The sequence below is a fragment of the Duganella zoogloeoides genome (assembly GCF_034479515.1).
Taxonomy (GTDB): Bacteria; Pseudomonadota; Gammaproteobacteria; order Burkholderiales; family Burkholderiaceae_D; genus Rugamonas; species Rugamonas zoogloeoides.
Genome location: NZ_CP140152.1, coordinates 5,333,757 through 5,356,088, shown reverse-complemented (window position 1 = coordinate 5,356,088; position 22,332 = coordinate 5,333,757). Strand labels below are relative to the sequence as shown.

Here is a 22,332-nt window from a genome sequence, read left to right as displayed (position 1 = left end):
ACCACCAAGAGAGAGGATGTAAATTTATGCGCGATATCGCAAAAGAAGTCTATACAAAAATGAAGGTCGGCAGCGTAGCCTGGGTAAAACCGGTCGCCGCCAAGGGTGACACCATCGAGAGCTTCCAGGGCGCACTCGACAACGCCAAGCTGCTCGAAGAAGAAGGTTTGATCGATGTCCAGAAAGTCACGCGCCAGGCAGATGGGCTGATCGACGCCATCCGCATACTGCGCCTGGCGTAGCGCCTGATAAAGCCTCCATAGCTTCGTTGCAGCGCCTTGCCGTACAGTCGTACTGTCTTCGTCGCTGCGCCTCGCTCTGAAGGTTTCTCAGGCGCTCTTGGCTTGTCGAGCGCCTGATAAAGCCTCCATAGCTTCGTTGCAGCGCCTTGCCGTACAGTCGTACTGTCTTCGTCGCTGCGCCTCGCTCTGGAGGTTTCTCAGGCGCTCTTGGCTTGTCGAGCGCCTGATAAAGCCTCCATAGCTTCGTTGCAGCGCCTTGCCGTACAGTCGTACTGTCTTCGTCGCTGCGCCTCGCTCTGAAGGTTTCTCAGGCGCTCTTGGCTTTATTTTCCTGCTGCCGGTTTGACTGATTTGGCCGAAGGTTTGGCTTCGGCGCGTTTGGCGGCGGGTTTTTTGTCCGGTGCCGGCTCCGGCGCCTCGGCGGCTGGTGGCACAGCTTCGGTTGGCGGCTTGGCCGTCGCCGCGGCAGCGAATTTCGCTGCCGTCTCGGCCATCATCGATTCCGATGCAGCAGCGGTCGATACCGCCTGCTTGAACTGATCCTGCAGCAGATTCCACCACAGCGCGGCTGCACCGGCGGTGGCGTCGGCCTGTTTCGGCGCGTCTTCTGCCGGTGCAGCTGCCTTGGGTTCCGGGGCCGGTGGCGGCGGTGGCTGCTCGGCGGCCGGCTTTTGCTTGTCCGCCTCGCGCGCATGCTGGAAGAAGGCCGAGGTGTACGGGTTGGCGTCAAAAATCGATTTGTGGTCGGCGGTTGGCGCCTGCCCTGGCGCGGCGCCCTGATTGACGGCGGCGGCCAGGCTGGCGCCCACCGACTTGAGCGTGGCGATGGTATTGCGCTGCACTTCCAGCGCCTGGATGCTACCGCGCAGCATGCTCATATTCAGGTTGAGCCACGCCTCGACCGCCTTCAGGTCGTTGATCTTCTTGTCCAGTTCATCGACCGACAGGGTGGGCGTGGTCAGGCCGGGCACGCCCATGCTACCCCACAGGTTCTTCACGAAATCGAGCGTGTCGTTCATCACTGCTGCGCCGGGAATGTGCGGCATCTGCGGTTGGGCCATGAAAGTCTCCTGTAGTAGTTGGTTCAGCGTAGCAGATAACGCGGTACCGATCAAAGTTTTCTGGCAACGTTGCTTGCCGCCGGCAACCGCCATGCAAAGGCTGCGCCGGAAGCATTCGGCCGAACACGTTAAACTAGCGCCATGACGATCGCCTCCTTCCTTTCCCAACGCCGCCGCATGGTACTGTTCTGCGCGGCCACGGTGGTGCTGCACGGACTGGCGATCGACTGGGCCGCCAGCCACCTGGCGGCATCGGCCACCGTCAACGCGTCGCCGTCGGTGGTGACTGCGCAAGTGCGCCTGGCCTTGCCGCCGCGCGTGGCCAGCGCGCCGTTGCAGGAGATTGCACCGCTTGATGCTGCCAAGCCGCCTGCCGCTACACCGCCCGCCAAGCCGCCCGTCGCCAGCCCGGCCTTTGCCAGGCCGCCTGCGCCGGCGCCGGTACCAGCGCAGGCGCAGGCGGGAGCCGCCATCACGCCGGTGGACAGCGCAGCGCCCGCGCCAGCCATCGACACCGCCGACCTCGAACTGGCGCTCGCGCCCGAGCCGGCGGCGGCCCAGGGATCGGCAGCAATGCCTGACACGGCCACCGGCGTACCCGCGCCGGCGGCCGCCGAACCGGTTCCGCAGGGCGGGCGCCGCTACAAGGTGGAGTTGCCGCCGTCGGCCACGTTCGATATGGACGTGGCGCGGGTGGACGCCGACGGCACCAAATGGACAGGGTCTGCCGTGATGACATGGCATACTGACGGCAGCCGCTACCGGGCGTCGGTGGAGGCGGGCGTGAGCCTGCTGGTCACGCGCCTGAACCTGCTGGTACTGCGCAGCGAGGGCGCCATCGACGACCATGGCATCGCGCCCGAGCGGGTCACCGAAAAGCGCGCGCGCCGGTCCGAGACCGCCACCCACTTCAACCGTAATGGCGGCGGCAATGCGGCCGGTGCGAACACGATCTCGTTCTCGGCCTCCGACCGCAGCTACCCGCTGCTGGCCGGCGCGCAGGACAAGGCCACGGTGCCGTTCCAGCTGGCCGGTATCGGCCGCGCCGACGTCAACCAGTTCGGCGGCGACATCGACATCCAGGTGGGCGAGGACAAGGAAGCCGCCCTGTTCCGCTTCCAGCTGGTGGGCGAAGATGAACTGAACACGAAGATGGGCAAGCTGGTCACCTGGCACCTGACGCGGCCACCCAAGCCGGGCACTTATTCGTCGCGGCTCGACATCTGGCTGGCGCCGGGCATGCAGTGGTACCCGGTCCAGATACGCAATACCGAAGCGAGCGGCGCGCTCACCACGCAGACCGTCTCCAGAATAACAACTACCGGACAATGATATGAAAATCAACCATACTTTTCACGCGGTGAGCGTGGCTGCCATGCTGGCGCTGGGCACCGTGACCACCGGCGCCCATGCTGCCGACAGCGAGCACCCGGCCGTCAAGCGTCCCTTCAGCGCGCCGCCATCGGCGGACCTGACCTACGCCATCAAGGCCAAGCAGCACGGTCTCACCATCAACGGCACGGCCACCGTGCAGTGGCGCGCCGGCGACGGCAAGTACTCGGTGGCGGCCGAAAGCCGCGCGCCGATCTTCGGCAAGATCCTGGAAACCCGCAGCGAGGGCGCCATCGACGACTACGGCCTGGCGCCGGCGTCGTTCATGGAAAAGCGCTTCCGCAAGGAAGCCACCACCGCCACGTTCAAGCGCGACACGAAAACCATCAGCTTCAGCGTGGGCGACGAAACCTATCCGATCAGGGGCGGCGAGCAGGATCGGGTGAGCATCCAGTGGCAACTGGCCGCCAACGCCCGCGCCACGCCCGATAAATTCAAGCCCGGCAGCGAGTGGGCGTATTTCGTCGCCGCGCGCCGCAACGCCGAGCAGTGGGTGTTTAGGGTCGTCAAGACCGAGACCATCACCGTGGGCGGCAGCGAGATCAGCGCGCTGCACCTGGTGCGCCAGCAGACCGACGACAAGGATTCGCAGGTGGACCTGTGGCTGGCGCCGTCCATGGACTGGTACCCGGTGCGCGTGGTGTTCAAGGATGCCGATGGCGACTACGTGGACCAGACACTTGATAAATTCACCAAAAAGTAAGCGCAAGATCGCAACTGCTATACTGTCGCCCCCGTGAGCAGCCTGTCGGGCTTGGGGAGTCAGAGCGAAAAAATAGCTGGTCGAGGACAGATTTTGCCGATTTCGCAGTGCCCATAGTGGACTATGGGCCGAGAAGGCGGCGAAATATGAACCGACCAGGTATTTTTGCAGCTGACGATCCCAAGTCCGGCAGGGTGCTTAATGCGGTGATTGTTGCGACCAACATGGCAAAGAATGATAGAAACTATGACAACCGAGTCCGCGCCCGACCCGGCGCTGGACCCGCAACAGGACGGCCTGCAGGCCCACTTCAAGCCCAACATCTCGGCCGATGAAATCGAGCAGGTCTACCACCTGAAACGCGCGCAGCCGCTGCTGCAAGTGTTCACGGCGCTGTTCCACGGCGGTTTCGACGGCGTATTGGTGCGCCTGCTGGTGCTGCGCGAGCTGGCGTCCGACACGGCGTCGGCCAGCTTTACGCGCCCGGACATCAACACCCGCCTGGCCTACCTGCTGCCGGAAAGCCTGGAAACGGTGCTGATGCGCCTGCGTACCAACCAGCTGCTGGCGTGGGATCCGCAGCAGGCCGTCTATCGCGTCACGCCGATGGCGCGCAACGTGCTGTCGGCCATTGACGCGCTGCTGGCCATGGGCAAAGAGGAAGACCCGGCCGACATGGGCTACCTGCTGTCGCAGGTGGCCGGCTCGCAAATGATGGGGGGCGTCACGGTGGAGCAGTTGCACCACCTGCTGGGCCGCCTGGTGGAACTGACCGAGGAATTTGCCGACGCCATTGCATCCGGCTCCGAGTTCCGCCTGCGGGAATCGCAGGCGAAGTGGCACGTGGCGTGCGATTGGGTGGAGAAGGGCTCCGAGATCCTGCGCGCGATCACCAGCGACGAAAACGCCGATCACGCCACGCACCGCGCTGCGCAAGCGATTGGCCGCGCACAGTCGTCGCTGTTGAATATGCAGGGCATGTTCTCGCGCGCACTGAACCAGATCGAGCGCCAGCGCGTGCACCTGGGCCAGTCCGGCCTGTCCACCACCGACATCAAGCGCTGGCTGCTGCTGCATGACGACCTGGCCTCGCTGGCCGTGGGCGCCATCGACCTGCCGGTGGTGCCGCAGTTTATTACGCCGGCGGAGATGATCGACGTGGCCGAGGCCGAACTGCTGTCCGACCGCGCCGCCAGCGCCGTGCAGGGCGGCCTGCCCAGCGGCGAAGATGCGCCCACCACCATCAGCGACGGACCACCGATGCAAAAAGAACTCGACGAATGGCTGGCCCGCCTGGCCGACTTTACCGCGCCCGGCAAATTCCCCGCCAGCGTGGACGGTGCGGCGCCGACGATCCAGGTGCACGAATCGCTGTTGCCGGCGTCGTTTGCCGTGGCGTCGTACCGCGCCTCGATGCTGCCGCTGCTGGGCGACGCCGACGAAGCGCGCCTGCAAGGCGCCACCGGCGACCTGGCGCGCCTGCCCGTCACGTTTACTCCGAGCGACGAAATGGTACAACTGCCCGACCTGCACGTCGCGGCGATGTCCCTCGCTTCGCTTACCCTGTCTTTGAACCCGGAAGGCGACAAGTCCGATGAATGATGATGCACAAATCCTGATCGCGCGCCTGCTCGCGCATCAGACCCTGCGCCGCGACGACCGCCTGGTCAAGCGCGCACTGGCGGACGAGCAGTTCCGCATCGAAGTCGATGCGCGCCTGCTGGCCGTGGGCCTGAAACTGCTCGACAACGTGTATGCCGACCATGTGACCGTGGCCCTGACGCGCAATATCGAACCGAAGATTTTCGGCGCCAAGGACGTCTGGCAGAACAATAACTTCGGCCTGTCGCGCGACGGCGTGGCCCTGCTGGTCGTGCTGTGGGCGCAGATCATTCTGCCCAAGCGCGAGCGCCAGGAAAACCACCAGCACGCGGACGACAAGCAGAACGACATGTTCGGCACCGAACGCCCGCTGCCGCGCGCCGAAGACACCTCGATCGGCATCGCCTACAAGGCGCTGCTGGCCGACTTCGGCGACAAGCTCGGTAAAAAGACCCGGCTGGACATGAACCTGTCCATCCTGGCCAAGCTCGGTTTCATCGAACGCCGCGGCGACGTGGTGCTCGAAGGCCCGCTGCTTGATTTATTGATGGATACCGACCTGCTGAAAGAACGCATCATCAACGGCGCGCTGGCCGACGTCTTCAAACGCACGCCGCCGCAGGAGATGGCCGTGCCGCGCCGGATTCCGAAGCCGCGCGCGTACGAGGACGATGCGCCGAATGCCGTGGAAACGATCGAGCCGGAGATGGAAAATCCCGACTACGACGCCGATGGCAATGCCGTGCCGGTCTTCGACGTGCCCTTTGAAGACACCCAAGAACCACCCAAGGATTAAGCCATGTTTCATATCAAATCGCTGGAGCTGGTCCACTGGGATTACTGGCAGCGCATCAAGAACATCCCGCTCGACGCCAAGATCATCACCATCGCCGGCCAGAACGGTTCCGGTAAAACCACGCTGCTCGACGCGCTGCGCACCCTGTTCGGCCTCGATTGCTCGATGGGCCGCACCTATAAGCACTATGCGCGCCACAGCGGCCAGCAGACGGCCTGGCTGCGCGCCGTGGTCGATAACAAGGCGGTCGGCCGGCAGCTGTCCAACCGCCCCTTCCGCAGCTCCGGCTTTTTCAGCGACGACGAAGTCACGCTGTTCTGCCAGATCCAGAAGAACGGCGGCGACTGGAAGCGCCAGTACCTGATGCGGCCCGGTAACGTGCAGATCGAAGACATCGGCGACGTCGGCAACGACTGGCTCGGCGTGGAAAACTACCGCAAGCGCCTGGCCAACGCCGGCCTGTCGCCGGCCATGGCCAAGGTCCTGGCCCTGGAGCAGGGCGAGACCGACAAGCTGTGCGAATACGCGCCGCGCCAGCTGCTCGACCTGGTGTTCCAGGTCTTCGGCGACAAGGAGGTGCTCGACGCCTACGACGAAGCCAAGCGCCACCAGCGCGACACCGAGGAAGAACTGAAACGCTTCGAAGCGGAACTCGACGCGTCCAAGACCAACCTGGAAGGCCTGCGCCTGCGCGTGGCCAACTACCATCAATGGGAAGACCTGAACAAGGAGCGCCGCAACCTGCAAGAGGAAGCGCTGCCAACGCTGGAATACCACGAGGCGCGCGAAAAGCAGGGCAATGTCAGCCGCCAGCTGCGCGAAGCGCGCAAGCCATTGCAGCAGGCCGATGCCCAGCTGGCCGACAAGCGCAACGCGGTGACCAGTTTTGCCAAGGCGCTGACCGAGGCCCAGCAGCACGAGACGGTGCTCGAGCAGGAATCGACGTCGCTGCAATCGCGCCTGAACCTGATCAACGGCAAACTCAAACCGCTCGACAGCCTGTTAGAGCAAAAGGCGCGCCTGCAAAAGCTGGCGGCCGACTCCGGCGCCGACCTGGCCGAAGTGGCGCAGCAGCTGCAAGAGAAGGAAATCGAGCTGGCGCGCCAGCGCAATGCGCGCGACGCCGTTGCGGCGAAAATCGCCGGCGAAATGGCCACCATCTCGGCGTTGCAGGGCAAGACCGCGATGCCGGAGCCGGAAGCGCAGCGCAGCATGCGCCGCGCGCTCAACGACGCCGGCATCAGCCATGCCATGCTGTCCGACATCGTCGAAGTGACCGACCCGCGCTGGCAAGGTGCGGTGGAAGGTGTGCTCGGTGGTTACGCGTCGGTGGTGCTGCTCGATAAAGCCGGCGACGCCACCTCGGCGTACCGCCTGGCGGAAAAAGAGCGGTATCGCCACTTCATCGTCACCGACCTGGTCAACGCTCAAAGTACCCGTGACGACAGCCTGATGTCGGTGGTGAAGTTCGCCGCCAAGGTGCCAGCGTGGCTGGTCGAACAGCTCTCGCGCATCACCCGCGTGGACAGTGTCGATGCCGGCGCCAGGCTCGGTAACAACGACGAGTGGATCACGCCCGAGGCCTATCACCGCGAACGCCGCGGCGGCCGTTCATTGTTCGTGGAAGCCTCGCGCTACCGCTTCGGCACGGCCGGCCGCACCCAGCGCATGGAAGCGATCCAGAAAGCGCTGCCGGCGCTGGAAGCGCAGGAAGATACGCTGACGCTGGCGGTATCGAAGCTGGCGTCCGAAATCAGCGCACTCAAAACCCGCCTGGCGGGTGTGGACGCGGCCAAGGAAATGGCGGCGCGCCACGACGAGTTCGAGGAAGCGGCGCGCAACGCGGTGCCGCTGCGCGCCGAGCGCACGGAAGTGGGCAGCCGCCTGGGCGAGCTGCAAAACCTGATCAAGACCGCCGTGGTGGCGCGCACCCGTGCCGACACCACGTGCCAGAACGCGCGCTTTGCCCTGTCGGAAGCGGAAGCGGGCACGCGCCTGAACCTCAAGCGCCAGATCGAGCAGCGCGCCGACCACGCGCGCGCCTTGCTCACGCTGCGCAAGAACTGGCGCCACCTGCCCAAGGCCTGGCGCCGCCTTGAGCGCCGCCTGGCGCTGGTGGCCGAGCACCAGAACACGCACCAGGTCACGCTGCGCCTGCACACGCTCGAAGCGAGCCTCGCCCGCAGCGACTGGGAACTGGACGCCACCGTGATCGACCAGTACACGCGCCTGAACGAGCAACTGAGCGGGCGCCAGTCGGAAACCGAAGAGCGCCGCTACCAGAACAACCGCGCCATCGAAGCCACCGGCAACGCGCGCGGGGCCTACATGGAGCGGCTGCGCTACACCATCAAGACCTATTCGAAGAACATCAAGGAGCTCGGCGAACTGGCCGGCATCGAGGTGCACGCCGATCCGGTCAAGCTGGAAAACGACGACGTCCTGCTGTCGCAGGCCGGCCTGCACGTGCGCTTCAAGTTCGACGGCAAGGGCATTATCGGCATGAACGACGGCGAAGCGTCGGGCGGCCAGCAGGTGATGAAGTCGCTGGTGCTGCTGATCGCGCTGCTGAAATCGGAAGAGGGTTCCGGCGGCTTCGTGTTCATCGACGAACCGTTTGCCCACCTCGACATCCGCAACATCCAGCTGGTGGGCGAGTTCCTGAAGAACACCGACGCCCAGTACCTGATGACGACGCCGCTCACGCACAACACCGACGTCTATGACCCTTCGGAGCTGACGCTGATCACCAGCAAAAAGAAGAAGGACACCCAGTGGGCGCAGCCGATTTTCGTGCTGCAACGGCGGGCGGCGGATGTGGAAGCTGGCAAGGCAGCCGCCAAAGCCGCCTGACGGCTAGAAGGCTGGATGGTAAAAGGGGCAGGGAGTCTTCACTCCTTGCCCCTTTTTTTACTTGATATCGAAGATGTTGATCGGCTTCGGTAACGGCGTCTGGCCCTTGTGCCAGCGTACCAGCAGCACGCTGTAGGTCAGATAAAAGCCCGCCAGCAGGCCGAAGACGACGGTGGTGACCGGACTGCCGAGGAAGTCCGGGTCGAGCGCGATACCGTCGTGCATATGCAGGTAGGCCTCGAACAGGCGGTAAATCAGGCGGCTGACAAACAGCATGATGATGAGCAGTGGCAGGCGGCGGTCGGGCGTATAGAAAAAGCCTTCCGGCAGGTTGCGCAGGCGCGTCAGGCCGAACTGGCGCCGGCCCAGCCAGGCGCCCAGCGCGGCGCCGGCCACCAGCGCGCCCAGTGCCGGCCATTTGCCGATCGAGAGCACCAGCAGCACCAGCAGCGCGGCGGCCATGATGCCAGCCATGGTGTAGTGCTTCCATAATTCGGACTGGGTGCGCACCAGCATGGCTTTCAGGCGCGAGTAGATGCGCCACACGGCCACCGGCACCAGCAGCAACAGCACAATAGTAGTCATTTCCATAATCTGCCCACAGCGATTTTTCGAGAACAGCGATTGTACGCCAGAGTAGTGTGCCCGGCGATTGACATTCACGGTTAGCATAAGCACACTCAACCCGGCACACTCGACCCAGGCACTGGGTTCGAGCAGCGCCCGCGTCGCCGGCCACTGGAAAGGATCTCCATGAAACAACAACGCACCGTGCCGTCCGCAACCCCCGGCCTGATGGCCGCCTCGCCGCAACAGGGCGCGTCCGACACCGGCTACCGCCTGCCGCCCGAACCTTTGCAGGCGATTGTCGATGCGCCGCGCGCGCCGGCACTGAGCCTGAGCCCGCGCCGCGACACCGCCGCCGTGGTGCAAACGCCCGCGCTGCCCGGCATCGCCGAAGTGGCGCAACCCGAACTGAAACTGGCCGGCCTGCGCATCAACCCGCGCACGTATGCCGGTTCGCGCTTTTCGTTCGGCACCGGCCTGTCGCTGCTCGATATCGCCAGCCACGAGGAAAGTACGATTGCCGGCTTGCCGCCGGATCTGCGGTTGTCGGACCTGAGCTGGTCGCCCGACCAGCGCCATCTCGCCTTTACCCACGTGGCGCTCAATGATGGCGTGGGCGGCGTGGGCGTGGACACGGGCGCAGTGGAACTGTGGCTGGTCGATATCGCCGCGCGCCGTGCGCGCAAGCTGTCGCCGCAGCCTCTGTCGGCCGTACTCACGCGCGGCTTCAACTGGCTGCCCGACAGCAGCGGCCTGCTGGTGCACTGGCGCCCGGTGGGCATCGGCAAGCCGCCGCAGGCGAGCGGCGTGCCGGCCGGTCCGATCCTGCAGGACAGCGAAGCCGATGGCGCGGTGCGCCAGCTGCGCACCTACCAGGACTTGCTGCGCAACGAGGACGACGCGCGCCTGTTCGAGTACTACATCACCGTGCAGATGGTGTTGTTGAGCCTTGATGGCAAGGCGCGTCCGATCGGCGAGCCAGGGCAGTTTTCGCGCACCTCGGTGGCGCCGGGCGGCGAGTACCTGCTCACGCAAAGTGTGACGCGCCCATACTCGTATATTGTCACCGCATCGAGCTTTGGCGAGCGGGTGGAAGTGCGCGATTTGCACGGCATGCTGCTGCACACGGTGGCCAACCTGCCGCTCGAAGAAGGCCTGCCGCCGGGGAACGATGCCGTATCAAGCGGCGTACGCCACGTGTCATGGCGGGCCGACGCGCCGGCGTCGCTGGTCTGGGCCGAGGCGCAGGACGGCGGCGACCCCGCGCGCGACGTACCGGACGGCGTGCGCGACCTGGTGTACCTGCACGCGGCGCCGTTCCATGCACCGCCGCTGGTGCTGGCGCGCCTGTCGATGCGCTACGGCGGCGTGGCGTGGGGCCGCGAAGACGTGGCGCTGGTCAACGAGCGCTGGCACAAGACGCGCCAGTACAGGCAGTGGATGATCGCTCCCGGTCACCTGTCCACGCCACCGGAACTGATTCACACCGGCTCGTACGAAGACCGCTACAACAGCCCCGGCTCGCCGGTGATGCGCGCCGACGCCAGCGGCTTCCCGCGCCTGCTGATCGGCCCCAATACCACCATCCTGCTCGACGGCGCGGGCGCCACGCCCGAAGGCGACCGGCCGTTCCTCGACCGCCTGAGCCTGACCACGCGCGAAAAGACCCGGCTGTTCCAGAGCCAGGCGCCATACTTTGAAAACGTCGCGGCGGTATTGAACGACGACGGCACGCTGCTGCTCACCACGCGCGAGTCGCCGCTCGAGCGCCCCAATTATTATTTGCGCGATCTGACCAAACCGGACGACCGCCAACTGCGCGCGCTCACGCATTATCCCCATCCCACGCCGCAGCTGCGCGACATCCATAAAGAACAAATCCGCTACCCGCGCCACGACGGCGTGGAGCTGACGGCGACCCTGATGCTGCCGCCCGGTTACGATAGCGCGCGCGACGGCCCGCTGCCGCTCCTGATGTGGGCATACCCGCAGGAGTTCAAGTCGGCCGGTGCGGCCAGCCAGACCACCGGGTCACCGTACCGTTTCAATGCGGTCAGCTATTGGGGGCCGGCGGCGTACCTCGCCATGGGTTACGCGGTGCTGGACAACCCGTCGTTCCCGATCATCGGCAATGGCGAGGAAGAGCCGAACGACACGTACCTGGCGCAACTGGTGGCCGATGCCGAGGCGGCGGTGGGAGAGGTGGTGCGGCGCGGCGTGGGAGACCGCGAACGGCTGGCCATTGGCGGCCACTCGTACGGCGCATTCATGACCGGCAACCTGCTGGCCCACACGCGGCTGTTCCGCGCGGGTATCGCCCGCAGCGGCGCGTACAACCGCACCTTGACGCCGTTCGGCTTCCAGTCGGAAGAGCGGCCATACTGGCAGGCGCCGGACGTGTACCAGGCCATGTCGCCGTTCAACCACGCCGACCGCATCAAGGATGCGATGCTGCTGATCCACGGCGCGGAAGACAGCAACTCCGGCACGTTCCCGTTGCAAAGCGAACGGATGTTCCAGGCGATCAAGGGATTGGGCGGGACGGCGCGGCTGGTGATGCTGCCGAACGAATCCCACGCCTATCGGGCGCGGGAATCGATCATGCACATGCTGTATGAGACCAACGCGTGGCTGGAGAAGTACGTCAAGAACGCCAACCCCCGCCAGGGCGGGGTTTAGCGGTTTTATACAGGATCAGTCGAACGCCCAGCTGTACAACACATCGAGCGCATTATTGGTCCCGGTCTGGAACTGCAGCGAGATGCGCGGATTGAGCTTGTACTTGAGTTTGACCAGGCTGGTCGCCGTGCCCGCACCCTGTTCAAAACTCAGGTAGGCGCGCGACGAAATGCGCTTGCCCACGGTGACCACGGTGTTCTGCAAGCCGGTGGCCGCACCGGCTGCGGTGCCCGACGCCTGTCCCACGCCCAGTTCGTCGAGCCCCAGCGAACTGGCCAGCTTGCCCTGGCCCTTGCCGCCGAACAGCGCGCCGGCGGCGGTGCTCAGGAGCGCCATGTCGTTGCCCTCGGTGTTTTCGATGCCGTGGCCCAGCACCAGCCAGGAGAGCTTGTCGCTGTCCGGTACCGTCGGGGTGGAGATCAGCTTGGCCGATGGCGCCAGCGCTGTGCCGCGTACTTCTACGCCGGCTTCCACGTTGGTCTCGCTCAGCTGCTCGCCCTCGGGACGGCGGCGCACGGCCACGATGTTCAGGCCCGGGTTGTCGTAGGCGCCGGTGAAGTTGATCACGCCACGGTCGATCGCCAGCTTCTGGCCATACGCCGCGTACGTGCCGCCCACCACCCGGATCGACCCATTGACGCGCGGCGGACGGCGGTCGGTGATGCGTACCCGCACCGCGCCAGCCAGCTCGGTCTCGATGCCCATGCCCTTCAGTTTGAACGAATCGCCCAGGTCGGCCTCGACGTCGATATTCAGGGGCAGGCCCTGCGCTGGCTTGGTGGCCGGCGCTGGCGCGCCCTTGCCGAGAACGACCACGTCGTTCGACAGCGTGGGCGCATTTTCGTCGCCCAGTTCGATATTCGCGCGGTCGGCGCGGAATTTGCCGTCGAGCTGGAAGTGTTTGGCGTCGCGCACCAGCGTGCTCTGGCCGCTCAGCACCAGCAGGCGATCGGGGCGCGACAGCACTTCGAGCTTGTCGGCGGTCAGCTTCAGCTGCATGGTCGCTTCGTTGCCGGCGTAACGGATCCAGCCGTCAGCCTGGGCGCGGCCTTGCTGGCCTTCAAAGCTCAGCGTTTGCAGCTGCAACTGGTCGCCTGTCAGGCGCGCCTGCAGCACGCCGTTGCGCAGCTTGATGCCCTGGTCGGGCAAGTTGACCACCAGCTTCTGGCCGTTGATGTCGCCCGTCAGTTGCGGCGCGCCGATGGTGCCGCTGCCATCGAGCGCCAGCTTGAGGATGCCGTCGATTTCCAGTCCCGGCTGGCCGGCCAGGGGCGCCAGCCACGCCAGCGAACCCATATTGGCGCTGCCGGTCACGGTGAACGGGCTGTCGTTGGCCAGGCGGCCGTCGCGCAGCTGGGCGGTGCCGTCCAGGCGCGCCTGGCCCACGCGGGTGCCATCGACATTGAGTTCCACCCGCAGTGCGCCGTCGTTGACGGTGGCGCGCGCGTCCAGGGTTTTCAGGCCCAGGGGCTGCGACAGGTCGGCGCCGATGATGGTGATGTCGCCCTGTTCGCGGAACACGTGGAACGACCCGGCCAGCACTGGTGCTGCGTTTTTCGCCCCGGCTTGCAGGTTCAGGCCCCAGTCGGCGCCGATGGTCATGTTGCCGCGCACGCTGTCACGCCACGCGTCCGACAACTGGCCCAGGTACCAGACCGGCAACGCCGAAGCCTGGCCCTTGCTGCGCCAGGCGCCGCCATTTTTTTCCAGGTTGTCGATGCGCACGCTGCCGTCGCGGATCTTGATGGTGGTGGTGCCGAGCGCGATCTGCTCGGGACGCGCCAGTCCGGCCACGCCGCTGTCCTTGGGTGCGACCAGGCGCAGCGGCGCGGGCGCCACCAGCGCCAGCGCGAAGCGGCCCTTGTTTTGCAGCGCGTCGATGGCGCCGGTCCAGGTGTCGTTGGCCCAGCCGCCTTTTATACGTACAGTGGCGTCGAAGTCGCTGTTGTTGGCGGCCAGCGTGATGGTGTTGGCGCTGCGGGTACCTGCCGTTTGCAGGCGTGCCTTGGCGATCTTGATCGACGGCGATTCGTAACCGGTAATCTCGATATCGCTGATCAGGGGCACATCCGCCGTTGCTGCCGCTGCGCGATTGCCATTGCGCGCTGCCGGCGCGGCGGCCGTGCTGCCCAGGGTGGCGCTGCCACGAATGCTCTCGACCTGCTGCTGGCCCGGCGCGCGCAGCTTGCTGCCGTCCAGGTTCAGGGAAATCGCGGGGCGGGCAGTGGTGCCGGACAGGGTACCGTTGGCGTGCAGGATGCCGGCAAACTGCGGCCCCAATGCGGCCAGTTGCGGCGCATCGAGCTTCCAGTCCAGTTTATCCATGGCGCTGCCGAAGCTGCCCTTGGCGACCAGGCTGTTGGCGCCCAGGCGCAGGTCGATGTCGGCATTGCTGATGTCTTTTGCATTGGCCGACAACCTGGCGTAGCCCGACAACGGGGCGTTCGACAGCGTCGATGGTTGCAAGGTCAGGTTCAGGCCCGCGCGCCAGTCGGCGGACAGGCGCGCGTCCGCCGTAAAGGCGGCGTTGATGGCGCCGGCCTGGGCGGCGCCAAAGGCGGCAGGATTGAGGCGCTGCACGGTGCCGGTCATTTTCAGTTCCGGCGTCTTGGCGGCGCCGGCCATGGCGACGTCGCCGCTGGCGTGGATCACGCTGTCGTTGGCGGGGCGCTTGGCCGAGGCCAGTCCCAGGCCGCGCGCGTCGGCTTCAAAGCTGGTGCGTGGCAGGTCCATGGTGCCGGTGACGACGCCGCTGGCATTGATGGCGCCGATCAGGTCGGGGCTCACGGCTGCCAGCTGGCGCGCATCGACCTTCCAGCGCAGTTGCTCGCCGGGCGCACCGAAGTTGCCGGTAACGGTGGCGGTGTTCTGGCCCATGGCCAGGCGCGCATCGACGCCGCTGATATGGGTGGGATCGGCATTGAGCTTGCCGGCGCCGGTGAGCGGCTGGCCATACAGCTTGCTTGGCTTGACCTGGAAGTCGGCCGCCACTTTCCATGCGGGGGCGGGTTTGCCCGCGATATGTCCGGCGGCATTGACGTCGATATTGAGGTCGCCGGCCGGATAGCTTGGGACCAGTGCCGACGGATCGAACTTCTGGGTGCGCACCTTGGCGCTGAACGCTTGCTGGTCCTTGAGGCTCAACTGGCCGGTGGCGTTGATGCTGCCGCTGTTTTTACCGTTGCTGGCGACCAGGCGCAGTTGCTGCAATTGCAGCAGGGCGTCGGCCAGGGTGGCGTCGGCGTCCAGGCGCAGGCCCTTGTCGGCCAGCCTGGCGTTCAAGGTCTGCTTGGTGGCGGTGCTGGCCAGGACGATGTCGCCGCCGATGGCCGTCTTGTTGGCGGCCGTGTGCAGCAAGGACAGGTCGAGGCGGTCGGTGTGCAGCTTGAAGCTGGCCGTGTCGATGCCGCCGTCAATGGCCGTGCGGGCAACGTTGCCGCCGCCGTTGAAGCGGCCGGCGGGACCCAGGTCGAGCAGCACGTTGTCGAGCGTGGACACGGTCAGCGTGCCGCCCAGGCGGCCCCGGAAAACTTCCAGTGGCAGCAGGTCCTGGTCGAGCGGACCGGCCTTGCCCTGGTTGATCAGCTCGAACTCGCCGGCCAGCTTCTGGTCGGGCGCAATGCTTGCATTCACCTTGAGGTTGAATTTGGCGGGCGGCAGGCCGGCGCTGAAGCCGTGCGGATCGACGTCGCGGGCCACCAGGTCGATGGCGCGCAGGATCACCGGATCGAACGGCGCCAGCGCCAGCGAGGCAGTGCCGGTGGCAGCGCCCGCGTCGCCCTTGGCCTTGAGTTCGAGCAGCGCCAGGCTGCCGCCGGCCTGCAGTGTCAATGTGGCCGGAGTAGGCGCCTGGCCCACCGGCGTGGCGGCGGTGCCCGGTGCGGCCGGCGTGGCCACCAGCGCCTGCGTGAGCGAGGCCGTGCCCTTGAGCGCGAACGGGCGCGCGCCGGCAATCGTCAGATCGGCTTTGGCCTGGCCGAACGGGGTTCCGGCCGAAGCGTCCTGCAAGTGCCAGCTGGTCTTGTCGCCGTACAGCGCGAAGCGCAGGTTGTCGATGACGGTGGTGCCGGTATCGCTGGCGATGATCAATTTGTCGAGCCGCGCATCGGACAGGCTCAGGCGGAACGGCGAGGCCAGCGAAGCGGGCATGGTGGTCGGTTCGTCGGACTTGCCGGTGCTGCGCACGGTGAGCGCCGCCACGTGCAGCTCGCTGATTTGCAGGCCTTCCGAAAAATACTGCAACGGCGACCAGTTGATGTCGATGCTTTGCGCAGTGACGGTGCTGTCCTTGGTTTTATAGACCAGCTGGCCGATATGCATGCGGTGGTACAGCGAGCCGGTCACGCCGGTGACGGAAATACTGCCGCCGCTGGCGCTGGCCACGCGCTGCACCAGCTGCTGCAAGGTCGATTCGCGGCCCAGCAGCCAGAAGGCGCCGCCCAGCAGCAGCACCAGCACCATCAGCGAGATGAATGCGCGGCGCGGCCAGCGGCGCGGCTTCTTGGCAGACTCCGGCGCGCTCTCTTGGGGATCGTGGTTAAGTTGGTCGGACATCAGAAAGTGAATCCCAGCGAGAAGTGCAAACGATATTTTTGAACCGCGTGGCCGTACGCCACGTCGACATTGAGCGGACCGACCGGGCTTTTCCAGCGCGCGCCCACGCCGTAGCCGGACTTGGGATGCAGGTCCTTGACCCGGTCGCCGGCGTTACCGGCGTCGTAGAACACGGCCGCGCCCCAAGTGGGCTTGAACCAGTACTGGTATTCGGCGCTGGCGGTGGCCAGGTAGCGCCCGCCGATGGTGGCGTCGCCTTCCTTCACCCCCAGCTCCTGGTACGCGTAACCGCGCACCGACTGGTCGCCGCCGGCGCGGAACAGGAACACGGACGGCACGCCGTTCTTGCTGCCGGAACCAAGCGCGCCGGCTTCGGCGCGCAGGATGATGTTGGAGCTGGCGCCGAACGGCTTGTAGTACACGCCGCGCAGGTAGCCACGAACGAATTTTTCATCGGTGAGCACCGGCAGCACGGCGCCGCCGATCTGAGCGTTGATGGCGTAGCCCTTGGTGGGCAGCAGCAGGTTGTCGAGCCGGCGCCAGGTGACGGCGTACGTGAGCGGCAAGCTTTTGCTGGTGACCTTGGGCAGGGCGCCGACCGACTTGGTCTCGGACAGCAGCTCCAGCGTGAAGCTGCGCTCGAGCAGCGGCGTGCCCCAGGCGCGCTTGCCGGCGATGCTCGACACGGCCGTCACTTCGCCGGCGATGTCGCTGCGCTCGTAAGTCACGCCGATGCTGTGGTTGTAGCCCTCGGGGGTGATCGGGAAGTACAGGTCGGCCTTGGCGGTCTGCTTCTTGGTCTCGAGCGTGAGCGCGCTTTTCATGCGCAGCCCGAACACCTGCAAGTCGTCGTAGGTGACCGAGGCCCGGTTACCGGTGTTGGTGCTGATACCGACACCGGCGCTGACGTTCTTGCGCTTGTTTTCGGTCACGCGCACCAGCAGCGGCAGCGGCTCCATGGAGGCGGCAGTGGTGGCCGGGGCGCCAGGCTCGCCTTCGGCGGTGGCCAGCTGCTGGTCGAGCACCGCGCTCAGGTCCGCGCTCACTTCCACGCTGGCGAAATAGCCGGTGTCCTGCAGCTTGGACTGGTAGGCCTGCAGGGCCGCCTCGCTGTAGTAGTCGCCGGGCTTGATCGCATTGAGGTTGCGCACCACGGTGTCCGGGTAGCGCTTGAGGCCTTCGATGCGCAGTTCGCCGAAGCGCATCTCGGGGCCGCTGTCGAGCACCACGCGCAGGTTGGCGGTGTGTGCTTCGGGATCGACGGTGGCGCGGCTGTCGGTCAGTTGCGCGCGCGGGTAGCGGGTTTGCACCACCTGGCGCAGGATGGCGCGCTTGGCGCCTTCCCACTCGTCCTGGCGGAACACGGTGCCCTTCTTGAGCGGCCAGCTGGCCTTGAGCGCGTTGGCGTCGAACTGCTTGTCGGCTGGCTGCTCGGGATTGGGCGCGAAGCCTTCGAGTACCAGGTCAGTCTCGCCCACGCGTACCGGTTCGCCCGGCACCACCTTGACATCGACCACCGCCGGCGTGGCGTTGCGGTCGAACGTCACCGACACCTCGGGCGTGTAATAGCCGCTGGTGGAGATCAGCGTGCGGATTTGCTCGGGCGCGGCGCGCACCAGCCGGAACAGCTGTTCGCGCGTCATGCGCGGGCTGTCGCGGAAGCGTTGCAGGTCGAGGTTGTCTTCCAGTAACTCCTTCAAGTCCCCGGGCGCGTCGATGCGCACCGTGTACTTGATGATGACCGGTGCGGCATTGGCGGCGACAGTGGCCTCGCTGGCCGCGACGGGGGCGGGCGTGGCGACAGGCGCAGTAGCGGGTTCGGAAACCGGCGCCGGCGCGGTGGTTTGCTCCTCCTGGGCGATTGCCAACGAGGGAACCACGGCCGTCACTGCGGTTGTTGCAAGCAGCACGGATACTTTTGTCACAAGATGTGCCAAAATTCGTGGTCTTGCCGATTTATTTGCGGGCGATGCCGGTAACATGAGACTCCATCAGGGGTGGTGCGTTCACCGCATGGTACCGGAATGCCCCGAATCATGGCGTACTAATAATAGTTGATACATCTGGAAAGAAAAGCAATGCTGCCAACCGATTCCGCCCTGGTCCTGTTTAGCGGTGGACAAGATTCCACCACCTGCCTGGCGTGGGCGCTCAAGAATTACGCGCGCGTCGAAACCATCGGTTTCGATTACGGCCAGCGCCATGCCGTCGAACTCACCGTGCGCCCGCAACTGATTGCCAGCCTGCGCGCGCTCAATCCCGCGTGGGACGCCAAGCTGGGCGAAGACCACATGATCGACCTGTCGCTGATCTCGAAGATCTCGCAAACCGCGATGACCCACGATATCGCCATCGAAACCCAGGCCAACGGCCTGCCCAACACCTTCGTCCCTGGCCGCAACCTGCTGTTCATGACGGTGGCCGCCACCGTGGCTTACCGGCGCGGCCTGACGGTGCTCGTCGGCGGCATGTGCGAAACCGATTTTTCCGGCTACCCGGACTGCCGCGACGACACCATGAAGGCGCTGCAAGTGGCGCTCAACCTGGGCATGGACACCCGCACCAAGCTCGAAACCCCGCTCATGTGGCGCGACAAGCGCCAGACCTGGGAACTGGCGCAGGACCTGGGCGGCACGCCGCTGGTGGACCTGATCCGCTCCGGCACCCACACCTGCTACCTGGGCGAGCGCGGCGCGCTGCACGACTGGGGCTATGGCTGCGGCACCTGTCCGGCGTGCGAATTGCGCGCGCGGGGCTACCGCCAGTTCACGGGCGCCGGGAACTAAGTGGATCCGGCCGCGCCCGTGCCATCCCGCCAGCGTCGCTACCTGGCGTCGGCACTGGCGCCGGCGCTGGCGTTGGCACAATCGCCACGCGTGCTGTCTGCGCTGGTACTAGCCGTGAGCCTGGGCCTCACCGGCCTGCTGTGGCGCGATGCCCGCAACGATGCCGACCAGGAGCTGCAAGCCGATTTCGAAGTACGCGTGCGCGAACTGGTCAACCAGCTCGACCAGCGCATGCAAACCTATGTCCAGGTGCTGTACGGCGTGCAGGGGCTGTTCTACAGCTCCGAGGATGTCACCCGCCGCGAGTTCCGCACGTATCTCGAGGGCCAGGGACTGGCGCGCCATTCGCCCGGCGTGCAGTCGATCGGCTACATGCAGCTGGTGCCCGGCGGCGCCCGCGCGGCGCACGAGGCGGCGGTGCGCCGCGAGCCGGGCGCCAATCCCGACTACCATATCTACCCGGCCGGCGAACGCGCCTGGTATGCCCCCACCGTCTATAGCGAGCCGCCCAATCCCCTGAGCCTGCGCGCGCTCGGCTTCGACGCTGCCAGCGAGCCGCTGCGCCGAGCCGCGCTTGACCGCGCGCGCGACACCGGGCTGCCGGCCATGACCGGCGCCGTGCGCCTGCTCGACGACCTGGCCGAAGCGCCGCGCTCGGCTTTCCTGATGCTGCTGCCGCTGTACGGCCGCGGCAAGCCGGCAACCACCGTGGCCGAACGGCGCGCGGCGCTCACGGGCTGGGTGTTCGCGCCGTTCCGGGTGGGCGATTTGATGGTCCGCCTGGGCACCCCGCGCACGGCCGGGCTGGTGGTGGAGGTCCACGACGGCGAGAGCGCAACCAGCGACAACCTGGTTTACCGCAGCGCTGGCGCCACTGGCGCCGTCAATGCCGCGCCGGTGCGCATGCGGTCGAGCATCCAGCAACTGTCGCTGGGCGGCCACCGCTGGACCCTGCGCATCGCCATGCCGCATGCGGCCCACGTGGCCGCCACTGACCGCATGCGCCTGATCGCGCTGTGCGGCGCCTTGCTCAGCGTGCTGGCCGCCTGCCTGACCTGGGCCCTGGCGCGCGGCCGCGTGCGCGCCCACCAGGCGCTGGCACGCAGCACCGCGCTGGCGGCCGAACTCAAGGACGGGCAGGGCGCGCTGCTGGCCATGGCCGACAGCGCCCGGCGCAGCCAGGCCATGTTGCGCAGCATTCTCGATTCCACCGTCGATGGCATCCTGGCGGATGATTTCAAGGGTTCGATCCTGAACGCCAACCGGCGCTTCCGCGAACTGTGGAACGTGCCCGAATATTTTGACTGGGACAGCGACGGCGCGGTGCTGATGGCGCACCTGCGCGCCCAGCTCTCGCGCCCCGAGGAGGGTCAGTTCGAACCCGGAGCATCACCGTCCGACCAGGATGGCGACTGGGAAGCGCCGCAGCAGGCGCTGCTGCGGTTGAAGGACGGCCGCGTGATCGAGCAGCACACGCGCGGCCTGCAACTGGGCCGCGAGCCGGCGCGCATCTGGTCGTTCCGCGACGTCACCGAGAGGGTGCACGGCGAACGGCGCGAACAGACCCGCCGCCGCGTACTGGAGCTGCTGGCCACCGGCGCGCCGCTCAAGACCATCCTCGAGAGCGTGGTGGCCGGGGTGGAGACGGACAACGAGGAATTGCTGTGCAGCGTGCTGCTGCTCGACGAGCAGGGCGAGCACCTGCTGGTGGCGGCTGCGCCAAGGTTGCCGCCGTTCTTCAACGCCGCCATCCACGGCACCGCGCTGCACGGCAACGGCGGACCATGCGTGGAAGCCGTGCTGTCCGGGCGCCGGGTGGTGGTGGAAGACCTGCATAACGCGCCGGCATGGATGGAACACCGCGACATCGCACTGCGCGCTGGCATCGCTTCCGGCTGGTCCGATCCGATCTTCGGCGCCGGCGGCGCGGTGATCGGCACCTTCTCGGTGTACCAGCGCGAAGCGCGCCAGCCCAGCATGGCCAATATCGCCCTGATCGAACAGGCCGCGCGGCTGGCCGGCATCGCCATCGAACAGGCGCAGGCGGCGCAGGCCGTGCGCGCCGGCGAGGCCCGCTTCCGCCGCCTGTACGACCACGCGCCGGTGGCGCTGTGGCAGCAGGACTGGTCGGCGCTGCACACCGCGCTGGCCGAGCTCACCGCGTCCGGCATCGACGACATGGGCCGCTACCTCGAAGCCAATCCGAGCCAGGTGGCGCGGCTGGCGGCGCTGGTGCGCATCGTCGATTTGAATGCGGCGGCGCGGCGCCAGGTCGGCGCCGGTCCGCAGGACCTGGCCGCCATCACGCTGGCGCAAAACTTCGAAGCCGCCGCCATGCCGGCGTTTGCCCAGGCGCTGGCGGCGCTGGCGCGCGGCGAGCATTTCTTCGTGTGCGAGGGCAGTTTCCGCCGTCTCGACGGCGTGATGCGCCACAACGAGCTGACCCTGATGATCATGCCCGGCCACACCGACAGCCTGGACTTCGTCATCGTCTCCACCGTGGACACGACCGAGAAGCGCCGCATGCACGACGAGCTGCGCGTGCTGGCCACCACCGACTTCCTCACCGGGCTGGCCAACCGGCGCGAATTCATGCACCGCCTTGCCGACGAGGAGGCGCGGCTGCGGCGCGACATCGGCGCCTGCACGGCGGTGCTGCAACTCGATATCGACCATTTCAAGCGCATCAACGATGAACATGGCCATGCGGCCGGCGACGCGGTGCTGCGCCAGCTCGGCGTGCTGATGCTCGATGAGCAGCGCAAGATCGACATGGTGGGCCGCATGGGCGGCGAGGAATTTGCCATGCTGCTGCCGGGGACCACCTTGCCGGCGGCCGCCGTGTTTGCCGAGCGGCTGCGCCAGCGGGTGGCGCTGAGTCCCTTGCAACTGGGCAGCGGCGTGAGCTTGCACGTCACGGTCAGCATCGGCATTTCGGTCATGGGGGGCAAACTGCCCGGTGGCGACGCAGCCCTGATCCGCGCGGACCAGGCCTTGTACCGCGCCAAGCGCGCAGGGCGCAATCGGGTGGAGCTACAGGACGGTATTGGGTCGGATCGGCCGGGGCTGCAAACCCCGACCGCTTCCGATTGAAAGG

Annotated in this window: 13 protein-coding genes; 9 read left to right on the top strand and 4 right to left on the bottom strand. The window is 66.4% G+C overall.

Annotated features, from left to right (window positions below; genetic code table 11):
* The first annotated feature begins 26 nt into the window (after positions 1–26).
* Positions 27–242 carry a hypothetical protein gene (locus SR858_RS23510; RefSeq protein ID WP_019923333.1) on the top strand — a complete coding sequence of 72 codons (216 nt, stop codon included), beginning with the start codon at positions 27–29 and terminating at the stop codon, positions 240–242.
* A 323-nt stretch (positions 243–565) separates the two neighbouring features.
* Here SR858_RS23510 and SR858_RS23505 read toward each other — a convergent pair whose 3' ends face one another.
* Positions 566–1,303, bottom strand: a complete 738-nt coding sequence (locus SR858_RS23505; RefSeq protein WP_154820008.1) for a PhaM family polyhydroxyalkanoate granule multifunctional regulatory protein — start codon at positions 1,301–1,303, stop codon at positions 566–568.
* Positions 1,304–1,444: 141 nt separating this feature from the next.
* Between SR858_RS23505 and SR858_RS23500 the strand changes: the two genes are divergently transcribed.
* From SR858_RS23500 to SR858_RS23480, 5 genes are all read left to right on the top strand, one after another.
* On the top strand, positions 1,445–2,635 hold the full coding sequence (locus tag SR858_RS23500) for a DUF3108 domain-containing protein (RefSeq protein WP_019923331.1): 1,191 nt from the start codon (positions 1,445–1,447) through the stop codon (positions 2,633–2,635).
* A gap of 1 nt (position 2,636) precedes the next feature.
* Entirely contained in the window at positions 2,637–3,398 is a 762-nt protein-coding gene (locus SR858_RS23495; RefSeq protein WP_019923330.1) for a DUF3108 domain-containing protein, read from the top strand.
* A 246-nt stretch (positions 3,399–3,644) separates the two neighbouring features.
* Positions 3,645–5,000: a hypothetical protein gene (locus tag SR858_RS23490; RefSeq protein WP_019923329.1), complete on the top strand. Its 1,356-nt coding sequence runs from the start codon at positions 3,645–3,647 to the stop codon at positions 4,998–5,000.
* Positions 4,993–5,796: a hypothetical protein gene (locus tag SR858_RS23485; protein WP_019923328.1), complete on the top strand. Its 804-nt coding sequence runs from the start codon at positions 4,993–4,995 to the stop codon at positions 5,794–5,796. The genes SR858_RS23490 and SR858_RS23485 overlap by 8 nt, the downstream gene beginning before the upstream one ends.
* 3 nt (positions 5,797–5,799) lie before the next feature.
* Positions 5,800–8,649, top strand: coding sequence for an ATP-binding protein (locus tag SR858_RS23480; RefSeq protein WP_019923327.1), 2,850 nt, complete (start codon positions 5,800–5,802; stop codon positions 8,647–8,649).
* 57 nt (positions 8,650–8,706) lie between these two features.
* On the opposite strand, the gene SR858_RS23475 is transcribed toward SR858_RS23480, so the two are convergent.
* On the bottom strand, positions 8,707–9,234 hold the full coding sequence (locus tag SR858_RS23475) for a hypothetical protein (RefSeq protein WP_322534030.1): 528 nt from the start codon (positions 9,232–9,234) through the stop codon (positions 8,707–8,709).
* A 168-nt stretch (positions 9,235–9,402) separates the two neighbouring features.
* Between SR858_RS23475 and SR858_RS23470 the strand changes: the two genes are divergently transcribed.
* A complete protein-coding gene (locus SR858_RS23470) occupies positions 9,403–11,895 on the top strand; it encodes an alpha/beta hydrolase family protein (protein ID WP_019923325.1) in 2,493 nt (830 codons plus the stop codon).
* Positions 11,896–11,910: 15 nt separating this feature from the next.
* Here SR858_RS23470 and SR858_RS23465 read toward each other — a convergent pair whose 3' ends face one another.
* Positions 11,911–16,449, bottom strand: coding sequence for a translocation/assembly module TamB domain-containing protein (locus SR858_RS23465; RefSeq protein WP_019923324.1), 4,539 nt, complete (start codon positions 16,447–16,449; stop codon positions 11,911–11,913).
* Complete coding sequence (locus SR858_RS23460) at positions 16,449–18,374, bottom strand: BamA/TamA family outer membrane protein (RefSeq protein WP_322534029.1); 1,926 nt, start codon at positions 18,372–18,374, stop codon at positions 16,449–16,451. Before SR858_RS23460 ends, SR858_RS23465 begins: the two co-directional genes overlap by 1 nt.
* A 153-nt stretch (positions 18,375–18,527) precedes the next feature.
* Between SR858_RS23460 and queC the strand changes: the two genes are divergently transcribed.
* A complete protein-coding gene (gene queC / locus SR858_RS23455; protein ID WP_019923322.1) occupies positions 18,528–19,235 on the top strand; it encodes a 7-cyano-7-deazaguanine synthase QueC in 708 nt (235 codons plus the stop codon).
* Between the two features lie 18 nt (positions 19,236–19,253).
* On the top strand, positions 19,254–22,328 hold the full coding sequence (locus SR858_RS23450; RefSeq protein WP_322534027.1) for a CHASE domain-containing protein: 3,075 nt from the start codon (positions 19,254–19,256) through the stop codon (positions 22,326–22,328).
* The last annotated feature ends 4 nt before the right edge of the window (positions 22,329–22,332 follow it).

Bases quoted from the DNA above. Each gene is read 5' to 3' on its own strand.
- SR858_RS23510 (WP_019923333.1), top strand. From the start codon at position 27: ATGCGCGATATCGCAAAAGAAGTCTATACAAAAATGAAGGTCGGCAGC.
- SR858_RS23465 (WP_019923324.1), bottom strand. From the start codon at position 16,449: ATGTCCGACCAACTTAACCACGATCCCCAAGAGAGCGCGCCGGAGTCT.
- SR858_RS23470 (WP_019923325.1), top strand. From the start codon at position 9,403: ATGAAACAACAACGCACCGTGCCGTCCGCAACCCCCGGCCTGATGGCC.
- SR858_RS23495 (WP_019923330.1), top strand. From the start codon at position 2,637: ATGAAAATCAACCATACTTTTCACGCGGTGAGCGTGGCTGCCATGCTG.
- SR858_RS23490 (WP_019923329.1), top strand. From the start codon at position 3,645: ATGACAACCGAGTCCGCGCCCGACCCGGCGCTGGACCCGCAACAGGAC.
- SR858_RS23475 (WP_322534030.1), bottom strand. From the start codon at position 9,234: ATGACTACTATTGTGCTGTTGCTGCTGGTGCCGGTGGCCGTGTGGCGC.
- SR858_RS23485 (WP_019923328.1), top strand. From the start codon at position 4,993: ATGAATGATGATGCACAAATCCTGATCGCGCGCCTGCTCGCGCATCAG.
- SR858_RS23500 (WP_019923331.1), top strand. From the start codon at position 1,445: ATGACGATCGCCTCCTTCCTTTCCCAACGCCGCCGCATGGTACTGTTC.
- queC (WP_019923322.1), top strand. From the start codon at position 18,528: ATGCTGCCAACCGATTCCGCCCTGGTCCTGTTTAGCGGTGGACAAGAT.
- SR858_RS23505 (WP_154820008.1), bottom strand. From the start codon at position 1,303: ATGGCCCAACCGCAGATGCCGCACATTCCCGGCGCAGCAGTGATGAAC.
- SR858_RS23480 (WP_019923327.1), top strand. From the start codon at position 5,800: ATGTTTCATATCAAATCGCTGGAGCTGGTCCACTGGGATTACTGGCAG.